Genomic DNA, 12,241 nt, shown 5'->3' with positions numbered 1-12,241 from the left:
ATTGAATACCTAAAAATTGGCGCTTAAACCCAGACGAAAAGTAAAGCCAGGGCTATATATGCGATTAACTCGCTCATATTGCTCACCCAGTAGATTTTCTAAGTAAACTGTTAGTCCTAAATTGCTACTTAGAGGTATACGCCCGCTCAAATCTAAATTCACGAAAGACGGTGCAAAATCTGTAGGCTTGTCAGTAGGGTTAACGAAGATGGATCTGCGAGCGCCACTATTGTAGGTAACATACAAGTTAGCTTGCCAACCTGAATTTTGATAACCCACACCAGTTTGCAATACAGAGTAGGGAATCAAACCTAATTGTAAACCTTTCTCTGTCCCTGTTTTTATTTGGGAATCTGTATAAGTATAGTTGAGGAAAGTTGACCAGCCAGCCGCAATTTTTAATTGCAATGCTGCCTCTAAACCATTGGTATCTACTAATCCAATGTTTGCCCATTTTCCGGCGATGACTCCCAAGCGATCGCCTATACTACTACCAAAGTAAGTAAACTGTCCAATCAGGTTTTGAGAAAAATTAACATCGACTCCCGCAGTCCAAGTTGAGCCAATTTCTGGGCTTAAATCAGGATTAGGTTCCCAACCATGAACTGTATCATAAACGTACAACTGATCTAACCCAGGATTGCGTTGTCCCCCTGCCCAACTTCCACGCACTGCTACCATTGGTGTGACAGCATAACGTAACCCAACACTAGGGTTGAGATAATTTCCAAATTGGCTGTCAAAGCTTTGTCTTAATCCTAAATCTATCAGAAAATTATCGCTAATATTCCAAGTATTGACAGCAAATAAAGCTGCATTGAACAAACTCCGATCTTCAGTTTCGTTATTGCCAATCCTACTAGGATTGGTACTCAAAACATCACTGGTTAAATCGGTATTTTTTAAATCTAATCCCCAACGCAATTTATTATTGGAGGTAACTTTCCACTCATGATCTACCCTGGCTGTGAGTTGTTGTGTATCTAAAGCTCCTATACGGTAAAACGATCCTGTAGGCCCATAAGTGCTGAAATAATCTTGGTTATAACCAATCGAGGTTGTCAGGTTAGAGCTTTCGCCATTACCTAGCCGAGTTTTCCAAGATAAGCCAACATTTAAACCATCGTGGTCTAATCTATCTCTTTGCAGAGGGAAACCAAAATAAATTAAGCCACGACGACTGCTGAGTGTAGTAACATCTAAATTCAAGGAATTTTTTTTATCTAAATCTACTCCAATGCTACCAAAATAGGTACTTGTAGCTGTGTCTGCATTAAATAAAAATCCTTGTTCATCACGATTTGCTGCACCTACAGGGACGCGGTAACGGTTATCTGTAAAGAATCTTTCAAAGCTAAAGTTGTATTTGACCTTATCAGATGAACCACCATAAGTCACTTGTTGATTATTTAAACTTAACGAGCCAAATTCTGCACTAGCGCTAAATTTAGGTTTGCCATAACCTTCTTTGGTAATGATATTGACAACTCCTCCAAAGGCTGAGGAACCAAATAAAGCGGAGGCTGTACCGCTATATAATTCTACTCGTTCAATCGCCTCTACCGGAATGCTATTTAAATCAGTTCCACCATGATAAGTGTTGACATTGTTGTTAATTGGTCTGCCATTAATCAAAAATACAGACTGATTAATTGACGCTCCCCGATAGTATGTACCTGTGTGAATATCTGCACCATGACCGACATCATTGATTGCAAAACCAGGCATTCTTTTCAAAATATCGGCTAAACTTGCAGCACCCTGCTTTTTAATTTCTTCTTTATCGATTACGTAAGTTGGAGTAGATTGGGGTAGGTTATCTGGTTCTGCGATCGCTTCTATAGAAATGTCTGCATCATCGCTCGGAGTTTGCTCTGTTTCTGGCTGAGTTTCTTCTGGATTAACTTCAATGGGTACAGATTGTTGAGATAATAATTCGGCATTAGTGGCAGGTAGCTCAATTTGACTCAAACTCGGAATATCTAAAATGACTTCGGTTGATTTATTAGTATTTCTCTGCTCAATTTCACCCTCAACCGCATAACTAGGAGATGCTATCAGTAAAGGTAAAGCAACTGTTAGCAACAAAAAATCCTTTTTCACGTTCTCTTTCACACCAAGTAAAAACAGTCACTACGTAGCATTGTTGCTGTAATAGTAAAATCGTGTCAAAAGACACGCTGTCATATTTCCACAGTTCAGATGAGACTATTTGTCAATTCACTATGGGTTAAACCCTAGAGCGATCGCATTTAAAGAAGTCGTATCATATCCGGCTAAAGACTTATCATTTAGACACAGTTCTTGCTGGAGGCTTGCCGTGACTTGTGCCGAGCATCTCGACTTACTTCGACTACGCTCAGTACACAGTCGCTCGATGGAACCGGAGCCGAAGTAGCGTAGCCAAACTGGAGCAGGGAGGAGGGAGCAGGTGACAGAAGCTTTGCTGAGGTTGCTTTACTTAAGCAAATTGTGCAGCGTGTCGCAGACACAGCAGTTTCCTTCCTTCAGGCTGTTGCTCTCTGCATTAATTTTTCTCACTTAAGGAATAGAAATTTCTATTACTAATGATAGATCAAATAACATTAACTATAAGTTAAATTTTAATGTTAGTGATTTTAAAGAATTATTAGTAACTTTCACTATTAACTAATTATTCAAAAAAGTCAAAGTCAATTATTTACAGAAAAACTAATTATTCAAGATTTACTTATGTATGTAGCTTTGNNNCCAGGGAATGTATATCCTTTAGGTGCAACTTGGGATGGAAAAGGGACAAATTTTGCTTTATTTTCGGAAAATGCAACAGGGGTAGAGCTTTGTTTATTTGATAACGATGACGAAGAAATTCGTATACCTTTGACAGAAAAAAACAATTTTGTTTGGCATGGTTACTTACCAGGAGTTAGCTCAGGCCAAAAGTATGGGTTTAGAGTGCATGGAATGTGGGCACCGGAGGTAGGTCATCGGTTTAATCCCAACAAACTATTAATTGACCCCTACGCTAAGGCAATTGATGGTGAGTTTAGTAACGATCCAGCTGTCTTTGGCTACTCTCTAGACGCTGAGGAAAAAGACTTAGTTTTTTCTGAACTAGATGATGCCAAAATAATGCCCAAGTGTGTTGTGGTCGATCAATCTTTTGATTGGGAAGGCGATCAACTGCTTGGTACACCTTGGTATAGAACTGTTATTTATGAAACTCACGTCAAAGGTTTTACTAAACTACATCCAGCTATTCCAGAAGAGTTGCGCGGCACTTATGTAGGCTTGGCACATCCGGCTGCAATTCAACACTTATTGCAATTAGGAATTACAGCAGTTGAGTTGATGCCAGTACATCATTTTCTATCTCATCCGGGACATTTAGAAGATAAAGGATTAAGGAATTACTGGGGTTACGATTCAATCAACTATTTTGCTCCCTATTCTAGTTACAGTGCTAGTGGGACTGGGGGACAACAAGTCACTGAATTCAAGCAAATGGTCAAAGCACTTCATTTTGCTGGAATTGAAGTTATTTTAGATGTAGTCTACAACCACACTGGCGAAGGAAATCATTTCAGGCCAACCCTATCGTTGCGAGGTATTGATAATTCTGTATATTACCGTTTGGTAAAGGATGATCCTCGCTACTACATGGACTTTACAGGCTGCGGTAACTCTCTGAATGTGCGTCATGCTCAAGTTCTGAAGTTAATCATGGATAGTCTGCGCTATTGGGTAATAGAAATGCATGTAGATGGCTTCCGATTTGATTTGGCCTCGGCGCTAGCACGGGAATTATATGAGGTAGATAATCTATCAGCTTTCTTTGATATTATTCATCAAGACCCAATCTTAGCAGATGTGAAGCTGATTGCTGAACCTTGGGACTTAGGGGAAGGCGGCTATCAAGTCGGGAACTTTCCACTGCGTTGGTCTGAGTGGAATGGTAGATATAGGGATACAGTCAGAGATTTTTGGCGTGGTGTAGATGATAGTTTAGGACAATTTGCTTACTGTTTTACCGGTAGCCCTGACTTGTATCAAACAAACGGGCGCAACCCAAATGCAAGTATTAATTTCATCACTGCTCATGATGGTTTTACGTTAAATGATTTAGTCAGCTACAACGAAAAACATAACGAAGCAAATGGGGAAGAGAATAGAGATGGTGAAAGCCATAATAGATCCTGGAATTGTGGTGTAGAAGGTGAAACCGATGATCCAGAAGTGATGCGTTTGCGCGAACGGCAACGACGAAACTTTTTAGCAACTCTAATGCTATCTCAAGGTGTCCCAATGCTATTAGAGGGAGATGAAATTGGCTGTAGTCAAAAGGGAAATAATAATGTTTACTGCCAAGACAATGAGATTTCCTGGCGGCATTGGGATTTGCATAAAGCGAACTCGGATTTACTAGACTTTACACGTGAACTAATTAATTTTCGCCATCAACATCCAGTATTTCGACGGCGTAAGTGGTTTCAAGGTCGCCCTATTCACGGTTTAGGCATTAATGATATTGCTTGGTTTAATGCTGATGGCAGTGAAATGACTGAGACGCAATGGTTAGTTAGTTATGCCAAAGTAATGGAGATTTTTTTGAATGGGCAGGGAATTGCTACTCCAGGGGATCGTGGTGAGCGAATTATTGATGAAAGTTTTCTAATATTTTTTAACGCTCACTATGAGTTAATTGACTTTGCTTTACCCAATGAATTTAAAGAAAAGGTATGGGAGATAGTAATTGACACTAATGAACCTCGCTTTTTAGATCGGGGAAAGTTAGTTTCAGGTTCTCAAAGTGTACCAGTTACAGATCGTTCTCTGATGGTATTACGCCTGATCAGTTAGTAGTGCGAGGAGAAAAAATACTACTCGAACTTCCCTTTTAGAGGATGTTTTAAAAGTCCTATGGTCGGTAGAAAAACCTTTTAGATCCCCCTAAATCCCCCTTAAAAAGGGGGACTTTGATAGTTAAAAGGTAAATGTTGTACGAACCGTACCAACATAAATTTTGTCGTTACTATTATTATTTTCGGGATTCGTAATCACAAATAAACCCGGAGTTATCGCTAGATTATCTGTGATTTGCAGGTGGTAAAAAGCTTCTAGATGTAAAGATGTATCCTCATCTTCAAAGGTATCACCGAAACTATTATCAATCACTTTAGGCGGTTGACCCACCACAAATCCGGCAAAGCTATCTTCTTGGCCAATATCTTCGATCGATAGTAGTAACGCCCATGTGGAGATAAAAGCATTTGGGGTTGCTGTTAAATCTTCTGCTTTGGCATGAATAAAACCAACTCGCCCCCCAAGAGTGATACTTTGGTTAATTTGCCAAGCGGCTTCTGCACCAAAGGAATTAGCAGTAATGGCGTCTGCCTGATTATTAAAGGGATTGTTAGTTAATTCGCTACTGGCGTTCGGTATTCACATTATTGTAAGAGTGGATATAGGTAACGCTAAGTGCTGTTGTTTTGGTGGGTTCAAGGGTGATTTGCGCGATCGCACCATGAGGACTAGCAAAAATTCCCCTCTCTGGATTAGCTGCATCGCTGGTGACGTATGCCAATGACAGATTCAGAGAGTCATTTAAATTATGAGAAATACCGATACCTGCACCGCCACCTTGTCGTCGAATGGGATTTTCTCGTCCAAATGTAGAAATCGATCCGTCTCCACTACCGCTAAAAAGAGGATTGACACTAGGAACAAAATCGCCTAATCCTCCTCCCAAAGCGTACAAAGTTATGCTAGTTTGCTTACCTAGTGGAAATTTATAATCTATCTCATCTACTTCCATCTCATTGTCATCGTCGCCATCAAATCCCAAATTGGCCATTTTAGTTCCAGTAAAATCTGCCAATTCTGGCGTATTTCGACCTTGTAAGCGTATTTGTAAGTTGTCTTTACCTGTAAAACTTGTCTCTAAGCTAAGACGGACGCGATCGCTCAACACTAAATTATCATTGATTGGCTTGGTTCTACTGTTGGCTTTTTTTCCACCAGCAACTCCAGTCATCGCAAAGATAATCTCTCCCTCTAACTCAACTTGAGGCGAAAACTGTTGTGCTTGCAATGCAGCCACTTTGTTTTCTAATAAATCGATGCGATTTCTAAAAGTTGCTAATTCTGCCGAAAACTCTACTTGTAATTTTTGAATGGTAGTTATGGTTTCTCGATTTATTTTACCATTAGTGATTAGCTTATTTATGTGTATGATGCAAGCATTTAAATTAGTAGCAAATTGATATCTAGTCAGAGTTTGATTGTTAGTTATTTTATTGTGGTTAGCGCAGTTATATTGCTCAGTCAAAGCTTGTAGTTTTTTAAGTTCCCAACTATCAGCATTAATATCAGATAATTGAGAAACTGATGTGATTTTATTTAATTGATTATTTTCTCTTATCGCTGCCTTAGTCGTTGCATTAGCTTTATTTAGGCTGCTCAAAGTAAGGAAGACAATTAAACTAATCAAGCGAATTTTCTGCCAAAAAATCAAACCCATCAATACTATCTCCTGAAAATACTACCAGTTTGCAAAAATAGGGTGACAGATAAATTGTCTGCAATACGGTTCCGTTAGTGATGATTGGTCTTTCAAGACGCGATGAATCGCGTCTCTACATGAGGGTTTTGGGGTTACTGTATTGCACTTAATACCAATTCTTTACGAAGCTGCATAGAATTCGATCCCCCTAGCCCCCCTTAAAAAGGGGGGAATTCAAAGTCCCCCTTTTTAAGGGGGATTTAGGGGGATCAAGATATGTGCAACTTCACATTAAATTGGTATAACCCAGAAGCTCTATAATTACGAATTACAAATTATCCCAAGTCGCTGTTCACACAGATTTAATAGTGCTTCTGTAAAAGGACGACGTTCTGGAAATTGGGTGCTGATATAAATATGTCGGACTAAAGTTAGAGTGGTATAGGATTGAATTGCTGTGAGGAATTCATCGCTTGTAAGCTGAATAAATTTTTCAGTTAAAACATTTTCATACTCTTGTAATGCTTGAGAATTACCAAAAGTACGAAGGCTGTATTCTTGAATATGAGCAATAAAATTACCGATATCAAGTGCTGGATTACCTTCACAATATAAATCTAGGTCGATGAGATACAACCGAGAATTATTAATAATCACTTGATCGGGATAAAAATCACGATGGATACCACAGTGTTTTATCTCTGGCGTGTTTTCTCCTAAATGATTACTTGCTTCTAATATTCTCTCTAAACGTTCTTCCCATTGTGGATATTGTTGCGTAACTAATGGAATCCGCTCATGCAAAATTCGTAGTTCATCTGACATAGTATGAGAACGACGAGGAGGAATATTAGCTTGGTGCAATTTATGGGCAGCTTCAGCAATTAGTTTTAAGGGTAAAATACTGTCGGTTTGTGATAGAAATTGAGTAGCAATAACCCCTTCAACCTTACGCTGTAACCACATTTGCCATTCAGGAATTACCCCGACAGGTTCAGGTACAGAAATTCCATCAGGACTATCATCACCAAATCCCGCTGACCATAGAGATTTCTGTAATTCATAACTATGAAAATCCGTTCCCTTAGCCCTAACCTTACCAATCAGCGTAATTATTTGTCCATCATCATTAATCAATTCATATTCAATCAAACAACGCCGCCCCAACTTATGACGAATAACCCGGACTTTCTGCACACAACAATTTGCAGCGATCGCTAAACACCGCCCAAAACACTCTTCCACCCGCAACCGATCAACCGCATCCGCCAAAAAAGGCATCTTCCCATCACTAAAACCCATACTCTGCGTACCTCTGCGTCTCTAAACCCTCAAAGAAGCCTGCACTTGATACAAAGCCGCATAACGCCCATTCTGTTGCATCAATTCCAGATGACTACCTTGTTCCACCACCTGCCCATTTTCCAGATAAAGAATCATATCTGCGCGAGTTGCCAGATAAAGATCATGAGTAATTAAAAAAGTAGTGCGATTTTCCGACAACTGTTGCAGCGCATCAATCACAGCCTTCTCATTACCCTTATCTAACCCCGTAGTCGGTTCATCTAAAATCAGGATAGGAGCTTGACGAATAGCAGCACGAGCGATCGCAATTCTTTGTCTTTGTCCTCCAGAAAGAGTTGCGCCTCTTTCCCCTACAAGGGTGTCGTATCCTTGTGGTAAAGCTTGGATAAACTCATAAGCATTAGCTAAACGAGTTGCATCTTCGATTTCAGCATCAGACACCCCGGCAATCCCGTAGGCAATATTCTCTCGAATACTAGCAGCGAATAAGAGACTATCTTGCAAAACTACACTAATTTGTGGACGTAATGATGCTAATGTATATTCTCGAATATCCCGCCCATCAATCATTACGCGCCCTGATGTTGGATCATAAAGTCGTAATAATAAACTAACTAATGTAGACTTACCACCACCAGAAGTCCCAACGATCGCAACTTGTTGTCCCGGTTGAATGTTTAAGTTGATTTCTTGCAGTAGAACTTGTCCTGATTCATAAGCAAAGTGGACGCGATCAAAACGCACTGCACCTCGGAAAATCGGCGCTGGGATTGCATCTGGCAAATCATAGACATCGGGTTGCTGATTTAATACATCTAAAATGCGCTCACTCGAAGCCGCAGCTTTCGCCAGTCGTCCGGTGTATTTAGCGAAGTTCTGCACTGGCTTAAAGGCATTCTTCAGGTAGGTGAGGAATACCAGCACATCCCCAGGTGTTAAAGCATCCCGCAGCGCCAACCAAGAGCCATACCATAAAACGATCGCTGTTCCCAGTGCAATCACAGCATCAACAGTACGTTCCAAGTGAGCCGCCAGCCGTTGGGTTTTGACGCTTTCTTTGAGACTACGCTGATTTTGTTGAGCAAATACTCGTGCAAAAGCATCTTGCAAGGATAGAGCTTTCACTAGTTTAATAGCAGCAATGGACTCAGCCGCCGTCGCCGCCACAGCACCTTCTTGGTGGCGTTGCTTTAATGAGGAATCTTTAATTCGCTGGCTGAGTCGGTTAGTAACTAGCCAAAATAACGGTAGCGTGAAGAGTGAAAGTAGGGTGAGGCTGGGATTCATCCAAAACATTACCCCAATCATCCCAAATAGAGTCAGAATGCTGACTACTAGTGGTAATGCTGCCGTAATCATAATTTCTTGGAGACGGCTAGCATCGCTACTGACACGGATAATTAAATCGCCGCTACGTGCTTTGGTGTGATAAGCCAAAGATAAATCTTGCAGATGGCAATATAAATGATTACGCACTTTTGCCATAACTCGGCTACCAACTGTTGCTAATCCGACGGTACTCCAATAGGCAGCGAGGGCGCGTAAGCCTGTAATAAGTAAGACTGCAACGGCTGAGAATGTCAGTAATGTTATCGGTTCTAAACTAGCAATGACGGGAATATTATTTATCTTGTCGCCACGCAAGAGAACATAATCAAAGACAAATTTGAGCGGCCAAGGTTCTAATACGCGTAGTCCGACATCTGCAATTAAAGCGATCGCAGAAATCAAAAGTAGTCCAGACTGTGGACGAATGTCAGGCCAGAAATAAACTAAGATTCCCCACAAACCAGGAACATTTTGAGCTTTTGGCATTTATTGTTTCACCACATATTTGGGTCTGAAGCCCCGTGCTTCAGGCAATGCTTTAAAGTAATGAGTAAGGAGTAAGGAGTAATGAGTGGATGAAAAATGGGTATTTACTTATTACTTATTACTTATTACTTATTACTTATTACTTATTACTTATTACTCCCTCCATCGGCAATGGAGATGCTATGTAGAGAACTTGTTTCGCGATCGCATCCCAAGTATGATGTGCGATCGCCGTTTGCCGCGCCGCTTTTCCTAAAGTATGACGGAGAGGAGGCGATCGCCACAATTTTTCTAAAGCCTCTGCTAAAGCGATCGCATCACCTGGAGGACAAAGAATACCATTCACCCCTGTATCAATTAAGTCTGCCAATTGCCCAATCTGACTCACAACTACAGGCAAACCAGCCGCCATATATTCATATACTTTCAAGGGTGAGAAGTAAAAATCAGATTGCGCGGCGTAGGGTGCAACGGCGACATCCATTGCTGCTAATAATTGAGGAACTTCATCAGGATTTACCGCACCAGTAAATTGAGTATGAGCATCTAATCCCCGTGCAGCTAATTCCATTTGCAGATTTTCCCGTTCCGAGTCATCGCCAACAATTAAAAGTTTGGCATTGGGAACACGTTGATGCAGTAAACTAAAAGCCTCTGTGAGAATTGGCAATCCATGCCACGGTTTCAATGTACCGACAAATCCCACTGTAAAGGTTTCTGGTTGAGTTGTAGGACGAAGGGTAGAAAAGCGGTGAGGATTGACACCATTAGGGATAACATGAACTTTGCTACTGTCCACATAATTCATTAAGTAAGTTTTCACTGCATCTGAAACAGCAATCAGTGTTGTAGCTGCTGAAAAAACTCGATTTGCCACTTCTTCGGCACTTTCGCGATCAATCAAACCCCGATGCTGTGCTTGTTCTGCAATCAGAGGCGAATTTACCTCCAACAAACCCGGAATTCCCATAGCTTGGGCATATTCCATCGCGCTATAACTCCAAAGAGAATAACGTTCATAAATGAAGTCAAAAGGGCCAAATCTTGCCAAATTTAAACGTAAATCAGGATTCATTGCTAAAGCAACTTGCTCTCGCGCCGCCCGTTCCAATTTTGGAATAGCTGGGAGTTGATGAACAACAACATTAGCTAAATCTGCGGGTAATTCTCCCCCAATCCGAGTAGCAAACAATGTAACTTGGCTACCTTGCCTTTGCAACGCTCGAATCACCTCTTGGACATGAATCGAGCATCCTTTTTGACCAAATACAGGTATACCCGGATCAGCACAAATGTATGCAATTCGCATCTTCACACCTCCTTTACGCTTTTGCGCCTACTTTGCGAGTTCCGCTTGCGGTATGCGTGAGAAATAATTTCCGTAAAATTGCAGTATTGCGATGAATATCAAACTCAGACTCAATTAATTGCCTAGCCTGGGTTGACAACTTAACCCGCAAAGCTGAATTAGTGAGAAATTGCCCAAGTGCGATCGCTAATTTCTCTGCATCATGTTGTGGCACAATTAACCCAGTCTCCCCATCACGCACCAATTCAGGAATACCCGTCACATCAGTACTTACACAGGGAGTTCCCAAAGCCATAGCTTCCAGTAAAACTGTAGGTAGTCCATCCCGATTACCATCTTTGCCAATGACATAAGGTGCGGCAAACACACCAGCTTTTTGTACTAATTGAAACACCTCATTTTGCGGACGCGGGCCGACAATTTCCACAATAGATTGCAGTTCTAAATCTATAATTTGCTGACGTAAAGTCAATTCTAAAGAACCAGTACCGACAATTTGACACTGAAACTGATAATTTCTCTGCTTGAGAATGGCACAAGCATCAATCAAAACAGATAACCCTTTCTTCTCGATTAACCGACCAACTGAGATAATTAATGGTGGACGTTCAGCCGGAGAAGAATATTGTAATTGTCGTAAATCTAAACCGTTGTAAATGCGCTGAACTTGCTTTGCAGCTAAGTTATATGTGTTGTGCAGATATCTGAGATTATAGTCACTGACAGTTACAACACTAGCCGCATCCTGTAGCTTACGTTGCATATCTTCAAATTCCACGCTTTCATGAAATATGTCTTTAGCATGAGCCGTAAAAGTATAGGGAATGCCTGTAAAGTGAGATGCTAGCCGAGCGACACTAGTTGCCACAGTCCCAAAATGAGCGTGTAAATGAGTAATGCCTTTAAGTCGCGCTTCTCGTGCTAACCATGCAGCTTGGTAGACAGTGCTAGCTTGTTCACCTTGAGCAAAAGCTAGTTTTGGCCAAAAGTCAGGGATAACCTTACTTGCTTCTTGTAACTCCGCCCAAAAATAGCTAGCGGCTGTAGGTGCGAGACTATTGAGTGATTCACTAACCCGCCCTTGAATTGGCCTCCGAATGTAACTTACAGGCGCACGCACTTGAGAAATAATATTTTGAAAGTGAGTATCACATAGTGGTCGTAAGGCAAAAATTTCTATATCTAAGCCAGCCGCTTCATGAGCCAAAATTTCATTGACGACAAAGGTTTCAGAATAGCGAGGATAACGTTTGAGAACATAACCAACACGGATTGACATAATTCGTAGTTCGTAATAATTTGACTCCTTTCGACTTCGCTCAAGGCAAGTC

Annotated in this window: 8 protein-coding genes; 1 reads left to right on the top strand and 7 read right to left on the bottom strand. The window is 41.0% G+C overall.

Annotated features, from left to right (window positions below; all coding sequences use genetic code 11):
- Positions 1–9: 9 nt before the first annotated feature.
- A complete protein-coding gene (locus QUD05_RS26995; RefSeq protein ID WP_289798761.1) occupies positions 10–2,103 on the bottom strand; it encodes a TonB-dependent receptor plug domain-containing protein in 2,094 nt (697 codons plus the stop codon).
- 609 nt (positions 2,104–2,712) lie between these two features.
- On the opposite strand from QUD05_RS26995, the gene glgX reads away from it, so the two are divergent.
- Positions 2,713–4,839, top strand: a complete 2,127-nt coding sequence (gene glgX, locus QUD05_RS26990; protein ID WP_289798760.1) for a glycogen debranching protein GlgX — start codon at positions 2,713–2,715, stop codon at positions 4,837–4,839.
- Between the two features lie 123 nt (positions 4,840–4,962).
- Here glgX and QUD05_RS26985 read toward each other — a convergent pair whose 3' ends face one another.
- The 6 genes from QUD05_RS26985 to QUD05_RS26960 form a co-directional block, all read right to left on the bottom strand.
- Positions 4,963–5,364, bottom strand: coding sequence for an iron uptake porin (locus QUD05_RS26985; RefSeq protein WP_289800094.1), 402 nt, complete (start codon positions 5,362–5,364; stop codon positions 4,963–4,965).
- A 40-nt stretch (positions 5,365–5,404) separates the two neighbouring features.
- The gene (locus QUD05_RS26980; RefSeq protein ID WP_289798759.1) at positions 5,405–6,499 is read right to left on the bottom strand and encodes an iron uptake porin; all 1,095 of its coding nucleotides are present in this window, start codon (positions 6,497–6,499) and stop codon (positions 5,405–5,407) included.
- Between the two features lie 303 nt (positions 6,500–6,802).
- Positions 6,803–7,783, bottom strand: coding sequence for a phosphotransferase family protein (locus QUD05_RS26975; protein WP_289798758.1), 981 nt, complete (start codon positions 7,781–7,783; stop codon positions 6,803–6,805).
- 21 nt (positions 7,784–7,804) lie between these two features.
- On the bottom strand, positions 7,805–9,601 hold the full coding sequence (locus QUD05_RS26970; RefSeq protein WP_289798757.1) for an ABC transporter ATP-binding protein: 1,797 nt from the start codon (positions 9,599–9,601) through the stop codon (positions 7,805–7,807).
- A gap of 139 nt (positions 9,602–9,740) precedes the next feature.
- Positions 9,741–10,910 (bottom strand): glycosyltransferase family 4 protein, encoded by a 1,170-nt coding sequence (locus tag QUD05_RS26965; protein ID WP_289798756.1) that lies wholly within the window; start codon positions 10,908–10,910, stop codon positions 9,741–9,743.
- A gap of 13 nt (positions 10,911–10,923) precedes the next feature.
- A complete protein-coding gene (locus QUD05_RS26960) occupies positions 10,924–12,189 on the bottom strand; it encodes a glycosyltransferase (RefSeq protein WP_289798755.1) in 1,266 nt (421 codons plus the stop codon).
- Positions 12,190–12,241 lie beyond the last annotated feature (52 nt).

This window comes from Nostoc sp. GT001, assembly GCF_030382115.1.
Classification (GTDB): Bacteria; Cyanobacteriota; Cyanobacteriia; order Cyanobacteriales; family Nostocaceae; genus Nostoc.
The sequence above is the reverse complement of the archived record's forward strand: the minus strand, read 5'-3'. Positions and strand labels throughout refer to the sequence as shown.

Bases quoted from the DNA above. Each gene is read 5' to 3' on its own strand.
- QUD05_RS26980 (WP_289798759.1), bottom strand. From the start codon at position 6,499: ATGGGTTTGATTTTTTGGCAGAAAATTCGCTTGATTAGTTTAATTGTC.
- QUD05_RS26975 (WP_289798758.1), bottom strand. From the start codon at position 7,783: ATGGGTTTTAGTGATGGGAAGATGCCTTTTTTGGCGGATGCGGTTGAT.
- QUD05_RS26970 (WP_289798757.1), bottom strand. From the start codon at position 9,601: ATGCCAAAAGCTCAAAATGTTCCTGGTTTGTGGGGAATCTTAGTTTAT.
- QUD05_RS26965 (WP_289798756.1), bottom strand. From the start codon at position 10,910: ATGCGAATTGCATACATTTGTGCTGATCCGGGTATACCTGTATTTGGT.
- QUD05_RS26960 (WP_289798755.1), bottom strand. From the start codon at position 12,189: ATGTCAATCCGTGTTGGTTATGTTCTCAAACGTTATCCTCGCTATTCT.